The sequence below is a fragment of the Thermomonas flagellata genome (genome assembly GCF_022419185.1).
GTDB classification, from domain to species: Bacteria; Pseudomonadota; Gammaproteobacteria; order Xanthomonadales; family Xanthomonadaceae; genus Thermomonas; species Thermomonas flagellata.
On the sequence record NZ_JAJOZK010000003.1, the window covers coordinates 173,090 to 195,712 of the forward strand.

The following is a 22,623-nucleotide window of genomic DNA, read 5'->3' on the forward strand; positions in this document are numbered from 1 at the left end:
TGCCGCGCGGGGGATCGTGGGGGCACGGGCCGGGGCTCCGGACCGTGGCTGCGCGTCGGTGGGCGTCGGGGGTGGTGCGCCGCGGCGAGGCGGCAGGACCGGGAACAACGGTCGCTCGTGCGCAGGCGGCCATCATACGCGAGCGCGGCGCCTACGGCCGGCAGACGCGTCTGACGCATCGCGTCCATTCATGTCGCGATCGGCAGCCAGCCAGACACGCGGTCTGCATCCCCCGCGCCACCGCCCCGGATGCATGCGAACGCCGGGATTGGCACGTAAAATGCGAACTGCGTCAGGAATTTCGCCCCGACCGCCCCGCACGGATGCCGCCCCACGCCCCTGCCCCCTCACGCCCCCGACTGCAGCGCCTGACGGCCCTGCTGCTGGGCCTGGCCCTGCTGCTGGCGATGCTCGCCGCGCCTGCCGCCGACTGGAGCTACCGGGTCCGGCCCGGCGACACCGTGTGGGATCTCGCGCGCCGTTACCTGCGCGCCGACATCCCCTGGCAGCAGCTGCAGGCGCACAACCGGATCGCCGATCCGGCGCGGCTGGCGCCCGGCAGCGTGCTGCGCATCCCGGTCGAATGGCTGAAGCTGCAGCCGGCGCCGGCGACCGTGCTGGGAGTGCGCGGGCAGGCCAGCTTCGAGCGCCCAGGACGACCGCCGCAGCCGGTGGTGGCGGGCATGCAGGTCGGCATGGGCCTGTTGCTGCGCACCGGGGCCGGGGCCAGCCTGACCCTGCGCTTCGCCGACGGCAGCGAGCTGCTGCTGCAGGAGAACAGCGCGCTGGCGCTGGACCGGCTGGGTGCCTATGGCCGCAGCGGAATGGTCGACACCCGCCTGCGCCTGCTGCAGGGACGCGTCTCCAACCAGGTCAACAAGCTGCGCCGTGGATCGAGCTTCTCGATCCAGACTCCGGCCCTGACCTCGAGCGTGCGCGGCACCCGGTTCCGGGTCGCGCAGGACGCCGCCGGCGCACGCACCGAGGTCAGCGAGGGCCTTGTGCAGGCGCAGGATGCGCGCGACCGGGTACAGCTGCAGGCCGGCCAGGGCGTGGCCAGCCGCGGCCCGCGCTCGCCGCTCGCCGCGCAGGCCCTGCTGCCGGCCCCGGCCGGCCTCGCGGTGGACGCCGGCCAGCGCCCGATCCGCCTGCGCTGGCAGGCGGTGCCCGGGGCGGCGCGCTACCGGGTGGAAGTCGGCGGCACTCCGGCGTTCCCGTACCTGTTGCTGGACACCGTGGTGGACGCACCGGAACTGGCGATCGCCGCGCTGCCGGACGGTGCCCAGCGCTTCCGCGTGCGCGCGATCGCCGCCGACGGGCTGGAAGGGCTGGATGCGGAGGCCGAGTTGCCGGTGCAGTTGCCGGCGCCATTCGCCCTCGCCCCGGCGGACGGCGCGGAACTGGATATGGAGCGCCCGCGCCTGCGCTGGAGCTCGGTCGGCACGGACGCCCGCTACCGGCTGCAGCTGGCGGCGGCCGACGATCCCGGTTTCGCCCGCCCGCTGCAGGACGTGCAGGCGCTGCCGGCGACCGACTGGCGACCGGCGCAGGCCCTCGCCCCCGGCGCCTACCTGTGGCGGATCGCCACCCTCGACCAGGAGGGGCGCCAGTCGGCCTGGACCGTGAGCCGCCTGACCCTGCTGCCGCCGGGCGCGCCGCCGCAGCCGGGGGTCGCCGGCCGCGGCGACACGCTGGAACTGCGCTGGCCGGAAGGCCGCCCGGGCCAGCGCTTCCGGGTGCAGGTCGCCGCCGCCCCGGACTTCAGCCAGCCGCGGCTGGACACGGTGGTCGCGCAGAATCGCCTGCCGCTGACGAACCTGCCGAGCGGGCGCTGGCATGCAAGGGTGCAGGTGATCGACGCCGACGGCGAGGCGCGGCCGTTCGGCCCGGCGCAGACGTTCCAGACCGGCTGCCGCGCCTGCCGCTGGTGGCTGCTCGGCGGCGGTGCGCTGCTGGTGTGGGCGCTGTAGGAGACCCGGCATGCCGACCGCCGCCCGTTCCCCCGCCCTGCATCCCTGGCTGCTGGCCCTCGGTGCGGGCTGCGTCCTGCTGCTGGCGCTGACCGGCCTGACCCGACCGCTGGACGGCTGGCTGTATGACCGCCTCTCCGGCCTGCGCGCCCCCGCCGCGGATCGCAAGATCGTGGTGGTCGAGATCGACCAGCACAGCCTTGATGCGCTCGGTGCCTGGCCATGGCCGCGCGCGCTGCATGCGCGCCTGCTCCAGCGGCTGCAGCAGGCGCAGCCCGCGGCCATCGGCTTCGACGTGCTGTTCGCCGAGCCCGACCGCCACGACCCGGCCGGCGACGCCGCGCTGGCCGCCGCGATGCGCGCCAGCGGGCGGGTGGCGCTGGCCGTCACCGCCGAAGCGCCACAGCCCGGGGCGGCGCCGCTGGAGACCCTGCCGGCGCCGCCACTGGCCGCGGCGGCGGCCGCGTTCGGACACACCGCGATCACCCCGGATCCCGATGGCGTCGCGCGCAGCGCCTACCTGCAGGCCGGCGTCGGCGATGCGCGCTGGCCGGCCCTGGGCGCGGCGCTGGTCGCGCTGGCGGGCCCCGCGCCCGCCGCGCCCCTTGGCGAGCGCCGGCCGCCGCAGGAAGCCTCGCCCTACCGCTGGGAACAGGACCGGCGCGTGCTGCTGCCGAACCTGGACCTGACCGGGCTGCGCCGGGTGTCCTACCTCGACCTGCTGCAGGGCCAGGTGCCGGCCGGGCTGCTGCGCGGCGCCCTGGTGCTGGTCGGCGCCACCGCCGAGGGCCTCGGCGAGGAGGTGCTGGTCGAGACCCGCGACGGCCGCCGCTACGTGCCGGGCACCCTGTTCCAGGCCGGCCTGGCCAGCGAACTGCTGGCACGCGCGACGGTGACCCCGCTCACGCCCGCGCAGTGGCTGCCGAGCGCCGCCGCGCTGGCGCTGCTGCCGCTGCTGCTGCTGTGGCGGTTTCCGCGCCTGCCGGCATGGGCGGTGCTGACCGCGGGCGCGCTGCTGACGCTGGCCGTCAGCGCCTGGCTGCTGCTGCAGGCCCGGCTGTGGCTGCCTCCGGTCTCGCCCCTGCTGGCGCTCGCGCTGGCAGGCGCAGTGCTCGCCCTGGTGCACTATCGGCGCGCACACCGGTTGGCCCTGACCGATGGCCTGACCCGGGTCGGCAACCGCCGTCAGTTCGACGCCGCGCTCGCGCGTGAGCACGCCTCGGCGCTGCGCACCGGGCATCCGCTGGCGCTGCTGCTGATCGACATCGACCACTTCAAGCGCTACAACGACCGCCTCGGGCACCGCGCCGGCGACGAGGCCCTGCGCCGGGTCAGCCAGCTGCTGGCCGCGCAGTTGCGGCGCCCGCGCGACCTCTGCGCCCGCTACGGCGGCGACGAGCTGGCCGCGGTGCTGCCGGAGACCGACGGCCCGGCCGCACTGGCCCTGGCCGAGCGCCTGCGCGCCGCGGTGCGCGCACAGCGCATCCCGCACCCGGACAACGAGGAGCGCGGAATCCTCACCCTGAGCATCGGCATCGCGGTCTCCGACCCGCAGGATGCCTCGGTGCACGCGCTACTCGACCGCGCCGACGTGGCCCTGTACCTTGCCAAGTCCGACGGCCGCGACCGTGCGCGGCTGGCGCCGCCCCCCGGCGCCTGACCCCACCCGACCCCGCAACCGCATGAAGCTCGAAACCCGCCTCGCACAATGGCTGCTGGCCGCCGTGTTCATCGTCGCCGGCGGCTTCCGCCTGTGGCAGGCGCTGCACGGCGTGGCGTACTCCAACGGCAGCCTGCTGGTCAGCGCCGGCGAGGTGCTGCTGGGCGTGCTGCTGGCCGCCGGCTGGCAGCTGCGCGCACTGGCGCTGCTGGCGGCCGCCGCCCTGCTGGCCGACGCCGCGCTCACCCACCCGTTCTGGAAGTTCTCCGGCAGCGCGCAGGCCGCGCAGCTGCTGCACTTCATGAAGAACATCGGGCTGGTCGGCGGGCTGCTCCTGCTGTCCGGCGCGGGCGGCGCGCGCCGGCGCTGAGCGCTCAGCCGGCGGCGGCCTGCCACAGGGTCAGCAGGCCGATCGCGAACACCAAGAGCAGCGCGATGCGGCGGAACAGCGCCTGCGGCAGCCGCGCCAGGATGCGCCGGCCCAGCCAGGTGCCGGCCAGCGCCACCACCGCCAGCAGCGGCACCCACACCAGGTCGTGGGCGTGGATGTAGCCATTGCGCGCGTACACCACGCCGCGGCTGAGGTCGATCGCCAGGTCGATCGCCGCCGAAGTCGCCACGAACACCTCCTTGCGCAGGTCGAACGCGGCCAGGGTGATGCCGCGCACCGCGCCGCCGGTGCCCACCAGCCCGGCCATCCCGCCGGACAACACCCCGCCCAGCACCGCGTTGCCGGTGCTCGCGCGCACCGTCCAGCGCGGACGCAGCAGCATCCAGCCGCTGAGCGCGAGCAGGAACACCGCCAGCACGCCGGTCAGCCAGCGGGTGTCGAGCGCGGCCGAGGCCAGCCCGCCCAGCACCGCGCAGACCACCGCAGGCACGCCCAGCCGCAGCAGCAGGCCGCGGTCGATCCCGGCGCGGAACAGCCCGAGCTTGCTCAGGTTGCTGGCCAGGTGGAACAGCGCGGTGATGCCGAGCACCGACTGGAAGTCGAAGTAGAAGTTCGCGACCGGCACGAAGAACACCGACGAGCCGAACCCGGCCACGGTACCAGCGACCTCGGCCAGCAGCGCCAGCAGCAGGAATCCCGCGCCGCGGCCGAGCTCCGGCATCAGACGTCCAGCACCAGCCCCGGGCGCGGCAGCACCGCCTGCACACCGTGGCGGGTCAGGATCTCCCCGGCCAGCGCCTCGCGCGCGCGCTCCTCGCCGTGCACCAGCGCCAGCGGCGGTGGCGGGGCGATGCCCGCGTACCAGTCCAGCAGCCCCTGCTGGTCAGCATGCGCGGACAGCCCGCCGACGGTGTGCCGCTGCGCGTTCACCTGCACGTCGTGGCCGTGGATGCGCACCCAGCGCGCGCCCTCCACCAGCCGCCGCCCGAGCGTGCCCTCGGCCTGGTAGCCGACGAACACGATCCGGGTCTGGCGATGCGGCAGGTGCTGGCGCATGTGGTGGAGGATGCGGCCGCCGTTGGCCATGCCGTTGCCGGCGATGATGATCGCGCCGCCCCCGATGCGGTTGATCGCCATCGACTCCTCCACCGACTCGGTGACGTGCAGGTTCGGCAGCCGGAACGGGTTGGGGGTGCCGCGCCACGCCGCGCGCGCCTCGGCGTCGAACAGTTCGTGGTGGCGGTCGTACACCTGCACCACCTTCGAGGCCATCGGGCTGTCGAGGAAGATCCGCCAACGCGCCATGCCCCAGTCGTCCCAGTGGCGGGCGAACCAGTACAGCAGTTCCTGGGTGCGCCCCACCGCGAACGCCGGGATCAGCACGTTGCCGCCGTCGCGCCAGGCTGCGTGCAGGATCTCGCCCAACTCCTGCACGGTGGCCTCGCGGTCGCGGTGGTTGCGGTCACCGTAGGTGGATTCCAGCAGCAGCAGGTCGGCCGCTGGCACCGGCTCGGGATCGCGCAGGATCGGGGTGCCGCGCATGCCGAGGTCGCCGGAGAACACGAGGATGCGGCCGTCCGCGCGCAGCTCCACGCTGGCCGAGCCGAGGATGTGGCCGGCATCGCGCAGGACCAGGTCGATCCCCGGCAGCAGCGCCGGGTGCACGCCGTAGGGCAGCGGCCGCACCAACTCCAGCGTGCGCTGCACGTCCTGCCGGCTGTACAGCGGCACCGCCGGCGGTTGCCCCGGCCGGCGCCGGCGGTTGGCGCGCTCGGCGTCGCTCTCCTGCAGCGAGGCCGAATCCAGCAGCATGATCGGCAGCAGGTCGGCGGTGGCGGCCTGGGCGTAGATCGGCCCGCGGAAACCGGCCATGACCAGCCGCGGCAGGCGCCCGCAGTGGTCGATGTGGGCATGGCTGAGCACCACGGCGTCCAGCGCGGCGGCATCGAACGGGAACGGCGCGAAGTTCGCCGCCTCGGCCTCCGGGCTGCCCTGCACCATGCCGCAGTCCAGCAGCAGGCGGCGGCCCGCGGCCTCGACCAGGTGCATCGACCCGGTCACCTGCCCGGCCGCTCCGTGGAACTGCACCTGCATGTCGGCTCCTCGTCCCTGCTGCGCGCGCGACAGGGTACGCCAGATGCCGGCTGAACGCGCCCGGCCGGCATGACCATGGGCACCGGCGCGGCGTCCGCCCGGCGCCTAGAATCCGCGCCATCCAGACCCCTCCCGGAACCCCGCCGTGAACGCACCCAAGCTGTTGCTGCTGCCGCTGTCCATCACCCTGGTCCTGGCCGCCTGCCAGAAGCCTGGCGAGCCGGCGAAGCCGGCGGCCTCCGCCGCCCCGGCCGCGACCGCCGCGCTGCCGCCGCTGGCCGCGTTCAAGACCAGCGATCTCGACCCCGGCAAGAACGCGTGCAGCGACTTCGCCGGCTACGTCAACGGCAAGTGGCTGGCCGCCAACCCGGTGCCGGCCGACAAGACCAGCTGGGGCAGCTTCGAGATGCTGGACGAGCGCTCGGTCGCCGCCAGCCGCGCGATCGCCGAGGCCGCGGCCGCCGATGCCAAGGCCACCGGCGTGGCCAAGCTGGTCGGCGACCTGTACGCCACCGGCATGGACACCGCCAAGATCGAGGCGGCCGGCGCCGCCCCGATCCAGCCGATGCTGGCGCGCATCGACGCGCTCAAGACCCCGGCCGACATCGCCGCCTACCTGCGCGACGAGTTCGCCGCCGGCCGCGGCGAGGTGTTCGCGTTCGGCGCCGAGGCCGACTTCAAGGATTCCAGCCGCAAGATCGGCTACGCGTTCCAGTCCGGGCTGTCGCTGCCGGAGCGCGCCTACTACCTGGAGGACGGCCCGGACGGCAAGTACAAGGCGATCCGCGAGGCCTTCGTCAAGCACGTCTCGCGCCAGCTGCAGAACGTCGGCATCGCCCCCGCCGAGGCCGACAAGCAGGCGGCCGACGTGCTCGCGTTCGAGACCCGCCTGGCCCGGGCCTCGCTGTCGCCGGTCGAGCTGCGTGACCCGAACAACCAGTACCACTACGTCACCATGGCCGAGGCGGACAAGCTGACCCCGCACTTCCCGTGGAGCGCCTTCTTCCAGGCCAACGGCGTGCAGGCGGACGGCTTCTCGCTGTCGCAGCCGAAGTTCTTCGCCGAATTCGACAAGATGCTGGCCGAGGTGCCGGCCGCGCAGTGGCAGGCCTACCTGCGCCTGCACCTGATCGACGGCATGGCCCCGTACCTGGCCGACAAGTTCAACGACGAGCGCTTCGACTTCTACGCGCGCACCCTGCGCGGCCAGCAGGAGCAGAAGCCGCGCTGGAAGCGGGTGCTCGACACGGTGGAGAACACCGCCGGCGAGGCGCTCGGTCAGCTGTACGTCAAGCAGTACTTCCCGCCGCAGTCCAAGGCGCAGATGCAGGTGCTGGTGGACAACCTGCGCCAGGCGCTGAAGGCGCGGCTGGAGGCGCTGGACTGGATGAGCCCGGAGACCAAGGCCAAGGCCATGGAGAAGTGGGCCGGCTTCACCCCCAAGATCGGCTACCCCGACAAGTGGCGCAGCTGGGAGGGCCTCACCACCGGGCGCGAGAGCTACGTGCAGAACGTGCTGGCCGCGGCCAAGTTCAACCACGCCTACGACATGGCCAAGATCGGCAAGCCGGTGGATCGCAGCGAGTGGGGCATGTCGCCGCAGACGGTGAACGCCTACTACAACCCGCTGATGAACGAGATCGTGTTCCCGGCCGCGATCCTGCAGCCGCCGTTCTTCGATCCCAAGGCCGACCCCGCCCTCAACTACGGCGGCATCGGCGCGGTGATCGGCCACGAGATGCTGCACGGCTACGACGACCAGGGCAGCCAGTTCGACGCCCGGGGCAACTTCAACAACTGGTGGACCAAGGCCGACCGCGAGGGCTTCCAGCAGCGCACCGCGCGGCTGGTGCAGCAGTTCAACGACTACGTCGCGATCGACGGCCTGCACGTCAACGGCGAGCTGACCCTGGGCGAGAACATCGCCGACCTCGGCGGCCTGAACGTGGCCTGGGACGCCTACCAGAAGGCGCTCAAGGACGCCGGCAAGTCGGGCCAGGACAAGGTGGACGGCCACCCCGAGGACCAGCGCTTCTTCTTCAACTGGGCCACGGTGTGGCGCCGCAACTTCACCCCGGACGAACTGAAGGTGCGCCTGCGCACCGACCCGCACGCGCCGGCCAACTTCCGCGCGATCGGCGCGCCGAGCAACATGCCCGCGTTCGCGCAGGCATTCGGCTGCAAGCCGGGCGATGCCATGGTGCGGCCGGCGGACAAGCGGGTCGTGATCTGGTGAGCCGCCGGCGCCGCGGGCGGGCCCGGCCTGCCCGCGGCGCATCGCGGCGGCGGCGTTGCCCGCGGCGGCAGGCAGGCGGACAATAGCCGGATGATCGATGCCGCCCGTTATCCGCTGCTGTCGCGGATCGACAGCCCCGCCGACCTGCGCCGGCTGCCGGAGAGCTCGCTGCGCGCGGTGGCGGACGAACTGCGCGCCTACCTGATCGAATCGGTGGGCAAGTCGGGCGGCCATTTCGGCGCCGGGCTGGGGGTGGTGGAGCTGACCACCGTCCTGCACTACCTGTACGACACCCCCGACGACCGCCTGGTGTGGGACGTCGGCCACCAGTGCTATCCGCACAAGATCCTCACCGGCCGCCGCGACCGCATCCACACGGTCAAGCAGAAGGACGGCGTGGCGCCGTTCCCCAAGCGCGAGGAATCCGCATACGACGCCTTCGGCGTCGGGCATTCCTCGACCTCGATCTCGGCCGCGCTGGGCATGGCGATCGCCAACGCCCGCGCCGGCGCGCAGCGGCGGGTGGTGGCGGTGATCGGCGACGGCGCGATGACCGCGGGCATGGCCTACGAGGCGCTCGGCCACGCCGGCGGGATGGAGCCGGAGCCGGACCTCTTGGTGATCCTCAACGACAACCGGATGTCGATCAGCGAGGCGGTCGGCGGGCTGACCAAGATGCTCGGCCGGCTGTCCGGCAGCCGTACCCTGAACGCGCTGCGCGAGGGCGGCAAGAAGCTGCTGGGCGACAAGCACAACCCGACCGCGCGCTTCGTCAAGCGTTGGGAGGAACACTGGAAGGGCATGTTCGTGCCCTCCACCCTGTTCGAGGAGATGGGCTTCCACTACACCGGCCCGATCGACGGCCACGACATTCCGGCGCTGCTGGCCACCCTGAAGACCCTCAAGGGCCTGAAGGGCCCGCAACTGCTGCACGTCATCACCACCAAGGGCAAGGGCTACGAGCGCGCCGAGGGCGACCAGATCGGCTACCACGCGGTCGGCCCGTTCGACCCGCAGCAGGGCGTGGTGGCCAAGCCGGGCGCGAAGAAGCCGACCTACACCGACGTGTTCGGCGACTGGCTGTGCGACATGGCCGCGGCCGAGCCGCGCCTGCTGGGGATCACCCCGGCGATGCGCGAGGGCTCCGGGCTGGTGCGCTTCAGCCAGGAATACCCGGAGCGCTACTTCGACGTGGCGATCGCCGAGCAGCACGCGGTCACGCTGGCGGCCGGGATGGCCTGCGAGGGCGCCAAGCCGGTGGTGGCGATTTATTCCACCTTCCTGCAGCGCGGCTACGACCAGCTGGTGCACGACGTGGCGATCCAGAACCTCGACGTGCTGTTCGCGATCGACCGCGGCGGCGTGGTCGGCCCGGACGGCGCCACCCACGCCGGCAACCTCGACCTGTCCTACCTGCGCTGCGTGCCGAACATGCTGGTGATGGCGCCGGCCGACGAGAACGAGTGCCGGCAGATGCTCACCACCGGGTTCCGGCACGTGGGCCCGGCCGCGGTGCGCTACCCGCGCGGCACGGGCCCCGGGGTCGCGGTGCAGCCGACCCTGGAGACGCTGCCCATCGGCCAGGCGCAGTTGCGCCGGCGCGGCGCGCGGATCGCGCTGCTGGCGTTCGGCGCGATCGTGCCCGCGGCGGAACAGGTCGGCGCCGAGCTCGGTCTGACCGTGGTCAACATGCGCTTCGTCAAGCCGCTGGACCGCGCGCTCGTCCTCGAGCTGGCCAGGACCCACGAAGGTTTCGTCACCCTCGAGGACAACGTGGTCGCCGGTGGTGCCGGCAGCGGCGTGGGCGAACTGCTGGCGGCCGAGGGCCTCGCGCTGCCGATCCTGCACCTGGGCCTGCCGGATGCCTTCCAGCCGCATGCCAGCCGCGAGCAGCTGCTGGCCGAGGCCGGGCTGGACGCGGCCGGCATCCGCGCTGCGCTGCTGGCGCGCTGGCCGGCGCTGGCCGTGCCGCCCGCCGCCGCGGCGTCCGCCGGCGGCTGAACGCGGCGCAGGCTCACGGCGCGGCGGCGGGATCCTCCTCCTCCGCGTCCGGGGCGATCACGCTGTAGCCCTTCGCGCGCAGGCGCGCGAGGTAGCCGTCCGGCGCCAGCAGGCGGCCCATGTCCACCATCGCGAAGGTGGTGCGGTTGCGCGCGAGCGCGGACTCCGCCGCCGCCAGCCACTTGGCGTCCAGCTGGTGCTGGGCGTCGCGGAAGCCGAGCTTCTGCCCGACCCCGGCCTCGGAGACCGCGTCCAGGCAGGCCTGGTAGTTGTCCGCCACCGGCAGCGCGCGCAGCGCGGCCAGGTCGCCGGTCGCCCACGCATTGGCGCGTGCCTGCAGCGAGCCGAGCTCGGTCTCGATCCGCGCGATGGTGTTGGCGAAGCAGGTACGGTCGTCGAGCGTGCTGCGGTTGAATTCCTTGATCAGCGCCTTCGGATCGCTGACCGGGATCGCGACCTCGACCAGGGTCACGTTCGGATGATGGGCCTCGATCGCGCGCGCGATGGCGTCCTGCACGCCCTTGCCCTGGTCGAGGCCGGACTTGCGGATCGCCTGGCGGTACAGCTCCCCGGCGGCGAACAGCGGGCGCCACGATTCGATCCCGGCGTCGCTGCCGATGTAGCGCGCCTTCAGCACCTGCCAGCGCGCGTACACCTCCGGCGGCACCTGCTGCTGCAGGGTGCGGCCCTGCGGGTCCTTGCGCGCGGCCAGCAGCGAGGGCAAGAGCAGCAGGTTGCGGAACCAGCCGGTCTTCAGCTCCAGCCGCAGCCGCGGCGGGCGGATCACTTCCTGCGCCTGCGCGATCACCCGCTCGACCTGCCCCGAACGCCACTGCAGCTTCGCCGGCAGCGGGCTCAGGGTGCCGAGGATGTACAGCTCGTGCTCGCCCTTGCGCACCAGCCACAGGCCGGGCCCGGGCTGCTCGCCGACCACCAGCACCGGGGCCTCGGTGCGGATGCCGTCGTCCGCGGCCGGTGCCTGCGCAGCGTCCTGCGCGGCGGGGGCGCGCGCCGCCTCCTGCGCGTGCACGCCCACGGCCACACCGGCGATGAGCAGTGCCATGCCGATCCCGAGGCTCAGCTGGCGGCGGCGTGGCATCGTGCGAACACTCCTTCGGTCATGCGCATGGCGGCAGTGTGCATGCTGGCAGGCAAGGCATACGACCCCAAGCTGAACGCCGGATGCGCGAACGCCCGGCCGGGCCGGGCCGGGCGTTCGCGGGAAAGGATGGTCGGGGTAGCCGGATTTGAACCGACGACCACTTGTCCCCCAGACAAGTGCGCTACCAGGCTGCGCTATACCCCGAGCGGGCGTGCAGTATACCCGCGCGGCCTCGGTGCGGCCAGCCGCGGCCGTCAGCGGCGCAGCAGCTGCAGGATGTCCTCCAGTTCCATGCGCACCTGGCGCACGATCTGCTGGCTCAGCGCCGCCTCCTGGCGTCCCTGCTCGCCCTCCAGCCGCTGGCGCGCGCCGCTGATGGTGTAGCCCTGCTCGTACAGCAGGCTGCGGATCTGGCGCACCATCAGCACGTCGTGGCGCTGGTAGTAGCGGCGGTTGCCGCGGCGCTTGGCCGGCTCCAGGCTCGGGAACTCGGTCTCCCAGTAGCGCAGCACGTGCGGCTTGACGTCGCACAGCTCGCTGACCTCGCCGATGGTGAAGTAGCGCTTGGCCGGGATCGGCGGGAGCTCGCGGTTGCTGCCGGGGTCAAGCATGCGCCGCCCCCGTGTAGGCCTCGACCCGCTCCTTCAGCTTCTGCCCGGGACGGAAGGTGACCACGGTGCGCGCGCTGATCGGGATTTCCTTGCCGGTCTTGGGGTTGCGCCCCGGGCGCTGGTTCTTGCGCCGCAGGTCGAAGTTGCCGAACCCGGACAGCTTGACCTGGCGGCCCTCGTGCAGGGCCTGGCGCAGCGCGTCGAAGAACGCATCCACGAACTCCTTCGCCTCGCGCTTGTTCAGGCCGACGTCCTCGTACAGCCGTTCGGCCATCTCCGCCTTGGTCAGTGCCATCGTCCTGCGTCCCCTGTCAGCGCCGGAGTGCGGCGCCGTGCTGGCGTTCCAGCGCGGCCACCACCGCGGCCATCACCGCGTCCACGTCCGGGTCGGTCAGGGTGCGCGATTCGTCCTGCAAAATCAAGGCCATGGCCAGACTCTTGCAACCGCTTTCGATGCCCTTGCCGGCATAGCGGTCGAACAGCTCGAGCCGGCGCAGCAGCGGCCCGGCGGCGGCCGCGACGGTGGCGCGCACGGCTGCCCACGGCACCGCCTCGGCCACCACCACGGCCAGATCGCGGCGCACCGACGGGAACCGCGACAGCGCGCGCGCACGCGGCAGCGGACGCGCCAGCAGCGGCGCCAGCTCGAGCTCGAAGGCATAGACCTCGGCCTCCAGCCCCAGCGCCTGCGCAAGGCGCGGATGCAGCTGGCCGATCCAGCCGATGCGCTCGCCGTCGCGGTAGACCCCGGCGCTGCGGCCCGGATGCGCGTGCGCCGGCGCCTCCGCGCGATAGTCCAGCACCGCGCCGCACAGCGCGGCGATGCTGTCGAGGTCGCCCTTGAGGTCGTGGAAGTCCAGCGCGCGCGCCGGCACGCCCCACTGCTCGGCGTGCGCATCGCCGCAGGCCACCGCCGCCAGGCAGGCGGTCTCGCGCGGCGCGCCGCCGCCGGCCTCGGCGTGGAAGGTCTTGCCGAGTTCGAACAGCCGCACCCGCGCCTGCTGGCGCGCGCGGTTGCGCGCCAACGCCTGCACCAGCCCGGGCAGCAGCGCGGTGCGCATCACCCCGAGCTCGGCGCTGAGCGGGTTGGCCAGCGCCACCGCGCCGGCCTGCGCCTGCCAGGCGTCCAGCAACGCGGCGTCGACGAAGGCGTAGTTGATCGCCTCCAGGTAGTCGCGGGCGACCAGCTGGCGGCGCAGGTCGTATTCGCCGACGCGCGCCTCGCTCGGCTGCACCAGCCGGGTCGCGCCGCCCGGCAGGGTGGCCGGGAGCGCGTCGTAGCCGTGGATGCGCGCCACTTCCTCGATCAGGTCTTCCTCCAGCGCGAGGTCGAAGCGGCGGCTCGGCGGCGTCACCCGCCAGCCGTCGGCGCAATCCTCCACCGCCAGGCCCAGCGCAGCGAGGATGCGCACCACCTCGGCATCCGCCACCGGCACTCCCAGCACCCGCGCCAGCCGCGCCCGGCGCAGCAGGATCGGCTTCGGCCGCGGCAGGTGCTCGGGCAGCACCGCCTCCACCACCGGGCCGGGACGGCCGCCGGCGGCGGCGAGGATGAGCCGGGTGGCGTATTCCACCGCGATCCGCGGCAGTTCGGGATCGACCCCGCGCTCGAAGCGGTGGGCGGCATCGGTGTGCAGGCCGAGCTTGCGGCTGCGGCCGATGATCGCGGCCGGCGCGAAGTGGGCGGCCTCCAGGAACACGCGGCGGGTGGCCTCGCCGACCTTGGTGTCGTCGCCGCCCATGATCCCGGCCAGGCCGACCGCGCGGTCGGCGTCGGTGATGACCAGGAACTGCGGGTCCAGGCGCGCGTCCTGCCCGTTGAGCAGGCGCAGGGTCTCGCCGTCGCGCGCATGGCGCACGCCGATCGGCCCGCGCAGCAGGTCGCAGTCGTAGGCGTGCATCGGCTGGCCGAGCTCCAGCATCACGTACTGGGTGACATCCACCAGCAGGCTGATCGGGCGGATGCCGCTGCGGCGCAGGCGCTCGGCCATCCACACCGGGGTGGGCGCGCGCGCGTCCACGTCCTCGATCACGCGGCCGACGAAGCGCGGGGCGTCCGCGCCGGCCTGCAGCGCCAGCGCCAGCATGGCCTCGCCCTGCGCCGGCACCGGATCGGCCGCCAGCGGCGCCACCGTGCTGCCGGTGGCGGCGGCCACGTCGAACGCGATCCCGCGCACGCCGAAGCAGTCGGCGCGGTTCGGGGTCAGCTTGAGCTCGAATACCGCATCCGGCAGGCCGAGGTAGTCGGCCAGGGGCGTGCCCACCGGCGCATCGGCCGGCAGTTCGAGCAGGCCCGACGCGTCCGCATCGAGGCCAAGTTCCTTGGCCGAGCACAGCATGCCGTTGGAGTCCACGCCGCGCAGCGTGGCGGCCCGGATCGTGAGCTCGCCCATCCGTGCACCGACCAAGGCCAGCGGTGCCAGCAGCCCGGGGCGCGCGTTCGGCGCGCCGCACACGATCTGCAGTCGGCCGTGCGCGCCGGCATCGACCTGGCACACCTGCAGGCGGTCGGCCTGCGGATGCCGCACGCATTCGACGATGCGCGCCACCACCACGCCATCCAGCGCCTCGCCCAGCACCGTCATCGCCTCGACCTCGAGGCCGATGGCGGTCAGGGTCGCCGCCAGTTCATCGCGGGTCGCCGTGGTCTTGACGTGCTGGCGCAGCCAGTTTTCGGAGAACTTCATGGCGGCGACCTCAGGCGAACTGCTGCAGGAACCGGACGTCGTTGTCGAAGAAGCTGCGCAGGTCGTCCACGCCGTAGCGCAGCATCGCGAAGCGCTCCACGCCGAGACCGAAGGCGAAGCCGGTGTAGCGCTCGGGGTCGAGGCCGACCGCGCGTAGCACGTGGGGGTGCACCATGCCGCAGCCGAGCACCTCCAGCCAGCGGGTGCTGCCATCGGCCTGCTGCCAGGCGATGTCGACCTCGGCCGAGGGCTCGGTGAAGGGGAAGTAGCTGGGGCGGAAGCGCATCTGGAAGTCGCGCTCGAAGAAGGCACGCACGAACGCCACCAGCGTGCCCTTGAGGTCGGCGAAGCTGGCGTGCTCGTCCACCAGCAGGCCTTCGACCTGGTGGAACATCGGGGTGTGGGTCTGATCGGAATCGCTGCGGTAGACCTTGCCGGCGGCGATCATCCGCAGCGGCGGGGTGCCGCCGCGCGCCAGCAGGTCCTGCATGTAGCGCACCTGCACGCCCGAGGTATGGGTGCGCAGCAGGCGCCCGTCCGGGAAATAGAAGGTGTCGTGCATCGCGCGCGCCGGGTGGTGCGGCGGGAAGTTCAGGGCCTCGAAGTTGTGCCAGTCGTCCTCGATCTCGGGGCCCTCGGCCAGTTCGTAGCCGAGGCGGCCGAAGATCTCGGCCATGCGCTCCAGCGTGCGGCTCACCGGGTGCACGCCGCCGCGGCCGGGGTCGCGCCCCGGCAGGGTGACGTCGATCGCTTCGCCGGCCAGGCGCGCCTCCAGCACCGCCGCGTCCAGCGCGGCCTTGCGCGCGGCCAGCGCCGCGGCGATCGCGTCGCGGGCGCGGTTGATCGCCTCGCCCGCGGCCTTGCGCTGGTCCGCCGGCAGCGCCCCCAGCGCCTTCAGCTGCGCGGTGATGCGGCCGCTCTTGCCGAGCAGGCCCACGCGCAGGGCCTCCAGCGCGTCCGGGGTGGCGGCGGCGGCGATGTCCGCCAGCGCCTGGGTGGAGAGGGATTCGATTTCGCTCATCTTCGCTTGCGCCCCCTGAAAACACGGCCCGTAAACGAAACGTGGGGAAGGACTTGCGCCCTTCCCCACGTCGTGGCGGCTTGCGCCGCCGGTCTGCACCGCCCGCGGGCGGGTTTGCGTGTGGAGCGACGGCTTACGCCGCCAAAGCGCCCTTGGCCTTCTCGGTCAGGGCCGCAAACCCCGCCGCATCGTGCACGGCGATGTCCGCCAGCACCTTGCGGTCGAGGGTGATGCCGGCCTTCAGCAGGCCGTTCATGAAGCGGCTGTAGCTCATGCCGTTGGCGCGCGCGGCGGCGTTGATGCGCGCGATCCACAGGGTGCGGAACTGGCGCTTCTTCTGCTTGCGGCCGATGTAGGCGTACTGCTGGGCCTTGGTCACCGCCTGCTTGGCGACGCGGAAGACCTTGCGGCGGGCGTTGTAGTAGCCCTTGGCGGCCTTGATGATCTTCTTGTGGCGGCGACGTGCGGTCACGCCACGCTTGACTCGTGCCATGGTCTAGCCCTCCTCAGAGATACGGCAGCATGCGGTCCAAGCGGCCGGCGTCCTCGGCGCGGACGTGGTTCGTCTGCCGCAGGTTGCGCTTCCGCTTAGTCGCCTTCTTGGTGAGGATGTGGCTTTTGTTGGCGTGGCCGCACTTGTACTTGCCGGAAGCGGTCTTCCGGAAGCGCTTGGCCGCCGCCCGATTGGTCTTGATCTTGGGCATCGGGGTGTCCTTGCGAAATCACTGACTGGCCGAGGCGGCGGCAGCGGCCATGCGGCCCTGCCACGCTTTCCGTCCTGCCCGGCCGGCGGGGTGGCCCGGGGTCCGCGGGGGAACCGGGGCGGGTCCTGAGTACAGCGGTGGAGCATTCCCGGCGAACCGGGCCGTGTATTATTGCGGGCGCGCGCCGGGTTTGCAATCCGGGCAGGCGCATGCGCCTGCCGCCACCCCGGCCGCGGCGGCGGGGGGCGGGGCGCAGCGGGGGACGCCGGCGGCCGGCGCCCGCCCTGCCTACTTCTTCTTGGGCGCGATCATCATCACCATCTGCCGCCCCTCCAGGCGCGGCCGGGATTCGATCACGATGTCGTCGCCGAGGTCGGCCTCGATCCGCGCGGCCATCTCGCGGCCGAGCTCCTGGTGGCTCATCTCGCGACCGCGGAAGCGGATGTTGACCTTGACCTTGTCGCCCTCGGCCAGGAACTCGCGCATCTTGCGCAGCTTGATCTGGTAGTCGCCCTCGTCGGTGACCGGGCGGAACTTCAATTCCTTGATCTCGACCTGCTTCTGCTTCTTGCGGGCTTCGCTGGCCTTCTTCTGCTGCTCGAAGCGGAACTTGCCGAAATCCATGATCTTGCAGACCGGCGGATCAGCGTTGGGCTGGATCTCGACCAGATCCAGCTCCTCGTCCTCGGCCATGCGCAGGGCCTCGTCGCGCGACAGCACGCCGATCATCTCGCCGTTGCTGCCGATCACGCGCACGCGCGGGACGCGGATCTCGTGGTTCCTGCGGTTCTGCTTGGTATCGGGGGTGCTGATGTTGCGTTCTCCAAGGGAGGCCCGAGGGGGCCGGGGGCGCGCCGCGCCGGCGGGCGGACGGCGCGCGCTGGCACCGCGCAGGCAGCCCGCCTCAGGCGACCTGCTCCTGGCGCAAACGGGCGGCGAAGTCGGCGACGGTCATGCTGCCGAGGTCTTCCCCTCCCCGCGTGCGCACGGACAGCGTGCCGGCCTCCTTCTCGCGGTCCCCGACCACCAGCAGGTACGGCACGCGCTGCAGCGTGTGCTCGCGAATCTTATAGCCGATCTTTTCGTTGCGCAAATCGGAAACCACCCGGAACCCTTGATCCGCAAGGGTTTTCCGGGCCGCCTCGACGGCTTCGGCCTGGGCGTCGGTGATATTCATCACGACCGCCTGCACCGGCGCCAGCCAGGTCGGCAGGGCACCGGCATGGTGCTCGATCAGGATGCCGATGAAACGCTCCATCGAGCCGACGATGGCCCGGTGCAGCATCACCGGATGCCGGCGCTGGCTGTGCTCGTCCACGTACTCCGCGCCGAGCCGCGCTGGCATCATGAAATCCACCTGCATGGTGCCCAGCTGCCAGGTGCGGCCGATGGCGTCCTTGAGGTGGTATTCGATCTTCGGCCCGTAGAACGCGCCCTCGCCCGGCAGTTCCTGCCATTCCACCCCGGAGGCGCGCAACGCGCCGCGCAGGGCTTCCTCGGCCTTGTCCCAGGTGGCGTCGTCGCCGAGGCGCGCCTCCGGGCGCAGCGCGATCTTGATCTGGATCTCGGAGAAACCGAAGTCGGCGTAGACCTTGAGCGCCTGCTGGTGGAAGGCGCGCACCTCGGATTCCACCTGGTCCTCGGTGCAGAACACGTGGCCGTCGTCCTGGGTGAAGCCGCGCACGCGCAGGATGCCGTGCAGCGCGCCGGAGGGCTCGTTGCGGTGGCAGGCGCCGAACTCGCCGTAGCGGATCGGCAGGTCGCGGTAGCTGTGCAGGCCCTGGTTGAAGATCTGCACGTGGCCCGGGCAGTTCATCGGCTTCACCGCGTAGGTGCGCTTCTCCGACTCGGTGAAGAACATGTTGTCCTTGTAGTTGTCCCAGTGGCCGGACTTCTGCCACAGCGAGACGTCCAGGATCTGCGGGCAGCGCACCTCGCCGTAGCCGGTGTCGCGGTACACGCGGCGCATGTACTGCTCGACCACCTGCCAGATCGCCCAGCCCTTGGGATGCCAGAACACCAGGCCCGGGCCCTCTTCCTGCAGGTGGAACAGGTCCTGCGCCTTGCCGATCTTGCGGTGGTCGCGCTTCTCGGCCTCCTCCATGCGCTGGAGGTAGGCCTTCAGCTGCTTCTCGTCCGCCCAGGCGGTGCCGTAGATGCGCTGCAGCTGCTCGTTCTTCGCATCGCCGCGCCAGTACGCGCCGGACACCCGGGTCAGCTTGCAGGCCTTCAGGAAACGGGTGTTGGGCACGTGCGGGCCGCGGCACATGTCCACGTATTCCTGATGGTAGTACAGGCCCATCGCGGTGACCTCCGGGCCCATGTCCTCGATCAGGCGCAGCTTGTAGTCCTCGCCGCGGCGGCGGAACACCTCGACCACCTCCGCGCGCGGGGTCATCCGCTTGACCACGTCGTAGTCCTGCGCGATCAGCGCGCGCATGCGCTCCTCGATCGCGGCCAGATCCTCGGGGGTGAACGGGCGCGGGTACCAGATGTCGTAGTAGAAGCCGTCCTCGATCACCGGGCCGATCACCATCTTGGCCTCCGGGTACAGCTGCTTGACCGCATGCCCGACCAGGTGCGCGCAGGAATGGCGGATGATCTCCACCCCCTCCGGGTCCTTGGGGGTGAGGATGCGCAGGTGGGCGTCGTGGTCGATCAGGTCGCAGGCATCGACCTGGCGGCCATCGACGATGCCGGCCACGGTCGCCTTGGCCAGGCCGGGGCCGATCGCCTCGGCCACCTGCAGGACCGTGACCGGGGCATCGAAGCGGCGGACGGAGCCGTCGGGCAGGGTGATCTGGATCATGGGCGGGCGTCCTGTCAGGCGCGGATGGGCGCGGGGCGGGAAGGAAGTGGATGGGAGGCGATGCAAGCCGGGGACACGAAAAAAGGCGCCGAAGCGCCTTTCCGGAAGCGCGCAGCGGGCGCGCGGGAATGCGTCGGCAGGCTCAGCGCTGGGCGGTGGTAGTGCTCATGTCGCACGCTCGGCCGGCGTTTCCGCGGGCCACCTGGGTCCGGATCGCATCGGGTTCCACGCGCTGGCGCGTGGTGGGCGGTACAGGGTTCGAACCTGTGACCCCTACCATGTCAAGGTAGTGCTCTACCGCTGAGCTAACCGCCCGTCTCGCCCCTTCGCGGGGCCGCGCATTGTAGCCGGGAACCCCCGCGACGGACAAGCCGCGCCGGCCTCAGCGCAGGCTGGCCTCGCGCAGGCGGCGGATCAGGTCGCGCACGCGCGCCGCCTCCTCGAACTCGAGGTCGCGCGCATGCCGGTGCATGCGCTCCTCCAGTTCGCGCAGGCGGGCCGCCTGCTGGGCCGGCGCCAGCCGCAGGTATTCCTGCTCCGGCTCGGCCACCCGGCGCGCCTTGCCGCGCCCCTTGAGCTCGCCCGGCTCGGGACGCGCCCCCTCCATCACGTCCACCACCGCGCGCTGGACCGAGCGCGGCACGATCCCGTGCGCCGCGTTGTGCTCGAGCTGCTTCTGGCGGCGGCGCGCGGTCTCGTCCAGCGCGGCCTGCATCGAGCGGGTGATGGTGTCGGCGTACAGGATGGCCTTGCCGCGCACGTTGCGGGCGGCGCGCCCGATGGTCTGGATCAGCGAGCCGGTGCTGCGCAGGAAGCCTTCCTTGTCGGCATCGAGGATGGCCACCAGCGACACCTCGGGCATGTCCAGGCCCTCGCGCAGCAGGTTGATGCCGACCAGCACGTCGAACACCCCCAGGCGCAGGTCGCGGATGATCTCCACCCGCTCCACGGTGTCGATGTCCGAATGCAGGTAGCGCACCTTGACCCCGTGCTCGGACAGGTAGTCGGTGAGGTTCTCGGCCATGCGCTTGGTCAGGGTCGTCACCAGCACGCGGTCGCCCAGCGCCACCCGCTCGCGGATCTGCGACAGCAGGTCGTCCACCTGGGTCGCCACCGGGCGGATCTCGACCTCCGGATCGACCAGCCCGGTCGGGCGCACCACCAGCTCCACCACCTCGCCGCCGGCTGCGCGCAGCTCGTACGGGCCCGGGGTGGCGGACACGAACACCGTGCGCGGCGCGCGCGCCTCCCACTCCTCGAACCGCAGCGGCCGGTTGTCCAGCGCCGAGGGCAGGCGGAAGCCGAACTCGACCAGCGTCTCCTTGCGCGAGCGGTCGCCCTTGAACATCGCGCCGATCTGGGGGACGGTCACGTGCGACTCGTCCACCACCAGCAGGGCATCCGCCGGCAGATAGTCGAACAGGGTCGGCGGCGGTTCGCCGGGCGCGCGCCCGGTGAGGTGGCGGCTGTAGTTCTCGATCCCGTTGCAGTAGCCGACCTCGGCCATCATCTCGAGGTCGAACTGGGTGCGCTGCTGCAGGCGCTGCGCCTCGACCAGCTTGTTCTGCGCGTACAGCTGCTCGAGCCGCTCGCGCAGCTCGTGCTTGATCGCCTCCACCGCGCTGAGCACGCGCTCGCGCGGGGTGGCGTAGTGGGTCTTGGGGTACACGGTGTAGCGCGGCAGCCGGCGCAGGATCTGCCCGGTGAGCGGGTCGAACATCGCCAGCTGCTCGATCTCGCCGTCGAACAGCTCGATCCGCAGCGCCTCCAGCTCGGACTCGGCCGGGAACACGTCCACCGTCTCCCCGCGCACGCGGAAGCTGCCGCGCTCCAGGCTGGTCTCGTTGCGGGTGTACTGCAGGGTGGCCAGGTGGCGCAGCAGCTCGCGCTGGTCGATGCGCTCCCCGCGCGAGAGGATCAGCCGCATCGACAGGTAGTCCTCGGGCGCGCCGAGGCCATAGATCGCCGACACCGTCGCCACCACCACCACGTCGCGCCGCGACAGCAGCGCCTTGGTCGCCGCCAGCCGCATCTGCTCGATGTGGTCGTTGATCGCGCTGTCCTTCTCGATGTAGGTGTCGCTGGACGGGACGTAGGCCTCCGGCTGGTAGTAGTCGTAGTAGCTGACGAAGTACTCCACCGCGTTGTGCGGGAAGAACGCCTTGAACTCCCCGTACAACTGCGCCGCCAGGGTCTTGTTGTGCGCCATCACCAGGGTCGGGCGCTGCACCTGCTGGATCAGGTTGGCGATGGTGTAGGTCTTGCCGGAGCCGGTGACGCCCAGCAGCACCTGCCGGGCCAGACCGGCCTGGAAGCCTGCGACCAGCTTTTCGATCGCCTGCGGTTGGTCGCCCGCCGGCGCGTACGGCGCGACCAGCCGGAACGGCTCACTGTCGCCGGCGAGGGCGAGGTCGGACGGCGGGGCGTGGCTCATGCGCAGGGCCGCAGGACGGGACTGCCCAGTGTACGCGCCCGGCGCGCGCCGACGCCGACGGCGCGTACCGGCATTCCCCGACCCGCGCCCCGGCGCGCGCCCGATCCCCGCGGTGTGAGCCCGGGCGCAGGCTGTGCGCACCTCCACCATGGAGCCGACCGATGCCTGTCGCCCCGTCCCTGTCCGCCCGCCAGCGCGGCGTCACCCTGGTCGAACTGGTGCTGGCCGCCAGCGTGCTGATGCTGCTCGCCGGCATCGCCCTGCCCGGCCTGCACGGCTTCGCCGAGCGCCAGCGCGCACGTGCCGCCATGCACGCCCTGCTGGCCGAGATCGGGCATGCGCGGATCGCCGCGATCCGGCACAACCGGCGCAGCGTGCTGTGCCCGAGCATGGACGGCCGCACCTGCAGCGACGGCCGCGAGTGGCAGCACGGACGCCTGCTATTCGTGGACCTGGACGGCAACCACCGCCCGGACCCGGACGACCCGGTGCTGCAGGCCGACCTGGCGCCTGCCGGACGCGGGCTGCGGATCGTGACCAGCCGCGGCCGCGAGCAACTCCGTTTTCTGCCGGACGGACGCAGCGCCGGCAGCAACCTCGGCTTCGCCCTGTGCGACGGCCGCGGGCGGCTGCTGGCGCGGGTGGTGGTCAACAACCTCGGACGCGCGCGCGGCGAGCGGATCGAGGCCGACCTGCCCTGCCCGGGTTGAACCAGGCAGCCGCGGGCTCGGCGCGGGTGTTGCCGCTGCCGGCAGCGGCCACTACAATGCGCGTCTCCGCCCGAATAGCTCAGCCGGTTAGAGCACTTGACTGTTAATCAGGGGGTCGTTGGTTCGAGTCCAACTTCGGGCGCCATCTTCTCGCACACAGGCCCGCTTCGGCGGGCCTGTGCCGTTTCCGGAC

At 72.2% G+C, this 22,623-nt stretch carries 18 protein-coding genes and 3 tRNA genes; 7 read left to right on the plus strand and 14 right to left on the minus strand.

Annotated features, from left to right (window positions below):
* The first annotated feature begins 323 nt into the window (after positions 1-323).
* The 3 genes from ML340_RS04340 to ML340_RS04350 are packed head-to-tail and all read left to right on the plus strand — an operon-like array spanning position 324 to position 4,000.
* Entirely contained in the window at positions 324-1,970 is a 1,647-nt protein-coding gene (locus ML340_RS04340; protein WP_240097023.1) for a FecR family protein, read from the plus strand.
* Between the two features lie 10 nt (positions 1,971-1,980).
* Entirely contained in the window at positions 1,981-3,630 is a 1,650-nt protein-coding gene (locus tag ML340_RS04345) for a CHASE2 domain-containing protein (RefSeq protein ID WP_240097025.1), read from the plus strand.
* Positions 3,631-3,652: 22 nt separating this feature from the next.
* Positions 3,653-4,000, plus strand: coding sequence for a hypothetical protein (locus tag ML340_RS04350; RefSeq protein WP_240097027.1), 348 nt, complete (start codon positions 3,653-3,655; stop codon positions 3,998-4,000).
* Between the two features lie 4 nt (positions 4,001-4,004).
* On the opposite strand, the gene ML340_RS04355 is transcribed toward ML340_RS04350, so the two are convergent.
* On the minus strand, positions 4,005-4,742 hold the full coding sequence (locus ML340_RS04355) for a sulfite exporter TauE/SafE family protein (RefSeq protein ID WP_240097029.1): 738 nt from the start codon (positions 4,740-4,742) through the stop codon (positions 4,005-4,007).
* Complete coding sequence (locus tag ML340_RS04360) at positions 4,742-6,115, minus strand: MBL fold metallo-hydrolase RNA specificity domain-containing protein (protein WP_240097031.1); 1,374 nt, start codon at positions 6,113-6,115, stop codon at positions 4,742-4,744. Before ML340_RS04360 ends, ML340_RS04355 begins: the two co-directional genes overlap by 1 nt.
* Positions 6,116-6,260: 145 nt before the next feature.
* On the opposite strand from ML340_RS04360, the gene ML340_RS04365 reads away from it, so the two are divergent.
* Positions 6,261-8,351 (plus strand): M13 family metallopeptidase, encoded by a 2,091-nt coding sequence (locus tag ML340_RS04365; RefSeq protein WP_240097033.1) that lies wholly within the window; start codon positions 6,261-6,263, stop codon positions 8,349-8,351.
* A gap of 90 nt (positions 8,352-8,441) precedes the next feature.
* A complete protein-coding gene (gene dxs / locus ML340_RS04370) occupies positions 8,442-10,352 on the plus strand; it encodes a 1-deoxy-D-xylulose-5-phosphate synthase (RefSeq protein ID WP_240097035.1) in 1,911 nt (636 codons plus the stop codon).
* Positions 10,353-10,365: 13 nt separating this feature from the next.
* On the opposite strand, the gene ML340_RS04375 is transcribed toward dxs, so the two are convergent.
* The 12 genes from ML340_RS04375 to uvrB form a co-directional block, all read right to left on the minus strand.
* On the minus strand, positions 10,366-11,451 hold the full coding sequence (locus ML340_RS04375) for a TraB/GumN family protein (protein ID WP_240097037.1): 1,086 nt from the start codon (positions 11,449-11,451) through the stop codon (positions 10,366-10,368).
* Positions 11,452-11,581: 130 nt separating this feature from the next.
* A tRNA-Pro gene (locus ML340_RS04380) sits at positions 11,582-11,658 on the minus strand.
* A 50-nt stretch (positions 11,659-11,708) separates the two neighbouring features.
* The gene (locus ML340_RS04385; RefSeq protein WP_240097039.1) at positions 11,709-12,065 is read right to left on the minus strand and encodes a MerR family transcriptional regulator; all 357 of its coding nucleotides are present in this window, start codon (positions 12,063-12,065) and stop codon (positions 11,709-11,711) included.
* Entirely contained in the window at positions 12,058-12,360 is a 303-nt protein-coding gene (locus ML340_RS04390) for an integration host factor subunit alpha (protein WP_240097041.1), read from the minus strand. Before ML340_RS04390 ends, ML340_RS04385 begins: the two co-directional genes overlap by 8 nt.
* 16 nt (positions 12,361-12,376) lie before the next feature.
* Positions 12,377-14,752 (minus strand): phenylalanine--tRNA ligase subunit beta, encoded by a 2,376-nt coding sequence (pheT, locus tag ML340_RS04395; protein WP_240097043.1) that lies wholly within the window; start codon positions 14,750-14,752, stop codon positions 12,377-12,379.
* Between the two features lie 10 nt (positions 14,753-14,762).
* Positions 14,763-15,773: a phenylalanine--tRNA ligase subunit alpha gene (locus ML340_RS04400; protein ID WP_240097045.1), complete on the minus strand. Its 1,011-nt coding sequence runs from the start codon at positions 15,771-15,773 to the stop codon at positions 14,763-14,765.
* Between the two features lie 133 nt (positions 15,774-15,906).
* Positions 15,907-16,266 (minus strand): 50S ribosomal protein L20, encoded by a 360-nt coding sequence (rplT, locus tag ML340_RS04405; protein WP_240097047.1) that lies wholly within the window; start codon positions 16,264-16,266, stop codon positions 15,907-15,909.
* A gap of 13 nt (positions 16,267-16,279) precedes the next feature.
* Entirely contained in the window at positions 16,280-16,477 is a 198-nt protein-coding gene (gene rpmI / locus ML340_RS04410; protein ID WP_027083463.1) for a 50S ribosomal protein L35, read from the minus strand.
* Between the two features lie 288 nt (positions 16,478-16,765).
* Entirely contained in the window at positions 16,766-17,290 is a 525-nt protein-coding gene (gene infC / locus ML340_RS04415) for a translation initiation factor IF-3 (protein ID WP_240097214.1), read from the minus strand.
* Positions 17,291-17,381: 91 nt separating this feature from the next.
* Positions 17,382-19,286, minus strand: coding sequence for a threonine--tRNA ligase (gene thrS / locus ML340_RS04420; RefSeq protein WP_240097049.1), 1,905 nt, complete (start codon positions 19,284-19,286; stop codon positions 17,382-17,384).
* 240 nt (positions 19,287-19,526) lie between these two features.
* Positions 19,527-19,601, minus strand: a tRNA-Val gene (locus tag ML340_RS04425).
* Between the two features lie 67 nt (positions 19,602-19,668).
* On the minus strand, positions 19,669-21,720 hold the full coding sequence (uvrB, locus tag ML340_RS04430; RefSeq protein ID WP_240097051.1) for an excinuclease ABC subunit UvrB: 2,052 nt from the start codon (positions 21,718-21,720) through the stop codon (positions 19,669-19,671).
* A gap of 161 nt (positions 21,721-21,881) precedes the next feature.
* On the opposite strand from uvrB, the gene ML340_RS04435 reads away from it, so the two are divergent.
* Both ML340_RS04435 and ML340_RS04440 read left to right on the plus strand, forming a co-directional pair.
* On the plus strand, positions 21,882-22,430 hold the full coding sequence (locus ML340_RS04435; protein ID WP_240097053.1) for a GspH/FimT family pseudopilin: 549 nt from the start codon (positions 21,882-21,884) through the stop codon (positions 22,428-22,430).
* Positions 22,431-22,498: 68 nt separating this feature from the next.
* Positions 22,499-22,575: transfer RNA gene (locus tag ML340_RS04440), tRNA-Asn, on the plus strand.
* The last annotated feature ends 48 nt before the right edge of the window (positions 22,576-22,623 follow it).

What these genes read in the sequence shown, in the direction of transcription:
- rplT (WP_240097047.1), bottom strand. Translation starts at nt 16,266, where the DNA reads ATGGCACGAGTCAAGCGTGGCGTGACCGCACGTCGCCGCCACAAGAAG.
- ML340_RS04350 (WP_240097027.1), top strand. Translation starts at nt 3,653, where the DNA reads ATGAAGCTCGAAACCCGCCTCGCACAATGGCTGCTGGCCGCCGTGTTC.
- ML340_RS04340 (WP_240097023.1), top strand. Translation starts at nt 324, where the DNA reads ATGCCGCCCCACGCCCCTGCCCCCTCACGCCCCCGACTGCAGCGCCTG.
- ML340_RS04390 (WP_240097041.1), bottom strand. Translation starts at nt 12,360, where the DNA reads ATGGCACTGACCAAGGCGGAGATGGCCGAACGGCTGTACGAGGACGTC.
- pheT (WP_240097043.1), bottom strand. Translation starts at nt 14,752, where the DNA reads ATGAAGTTCTCCGAAAACTGGCTGCGCCAGCACGTCAAGACCACGGCG.
- rpmI (WP_027083463.1), bottom strand. Translation starts at nt 16,477, where the DNA reads ATGCCCAAGATCAAGACCAATCGGGCGGCGGCCAAGCGCTTCCGGAAG.
- dxs (WP_240097035.1), top strand. Translation starts at nt 8,442, where the DNA reads ATGATCGATGCCGCCCGTTATCCGCTGCTGTCGCGGATCGACAGCCCC.
- ML340_RS04385 (WP_240097039.1), bottom strand. Translation starts at nt 12,065, where the DNA reads ATGCTTGACCCCGGCAGCAACCGCGAGCTCCCGCCGATCCCGGCCAAG.
- thrS (WP_240097049.1), bottom strand. Translation starts at nt 19,286, where the DNA reads ATGATCCAGATCACCCTGCCCGACGGCTCCGTCCGCCGCTTCGATGCC.
- ML340_RS04355 (WP_240097029.1), bottom strand. Translation starts at nt 4,742, where the DNA reads ATGCCGGAGCTCGGCCGCGGCGCGGGATTCCTGCTGCTGGCGCTGCTG.
- ML340_RS04375 (WP_240097037.1), bottom strand. Translation starts at nt 11,451, where the DNA reads ATGCCACGCCGCCGCCAGCTGAGCCTCGGGATCGGCATGGCACTGCTC.
- ML340_RS04435 (WP_240097053.1), top strand. Translation starts at nt 21,882, where the DNA reads ATGCCTGTCGCCCCGTCCCTGTCCGCCCGCCAGCGCGGCGTCACCCTG.
- ML340_RS04360 (WP_240097031.1), bottom strand. Translation starts at nt 6,115, where the DNA reads ATGCAGGTGCAGTTCCACGGAGCGGCCGGGCAGGTGACCGGGTCGATG.
- uvrB (WP_240097051.1), bottom strand. Translation starts at nt 21,720, where the DNA reads ATGAGCCACGCCCCGCCGTCCGACCTCGCCCTCGCCGGCGACAGTGAG.
- ML340_RS04400 (WP_240097045.1), bottom strand. Translation starts at nt 15,773, where the DNA reads ATGAGCGAAATCGAATCCCTCTCCACCCAGGCGCTGGCGGACATCGCC.
- ML340_RS04345 (WP_240097025.1), top strand. Translation starts at nt 1,981, where the DNA reads ATGCCGACCGCCGCCCGTTCCCCCGCCCTGCATCCCTGGCTGCTGGCC.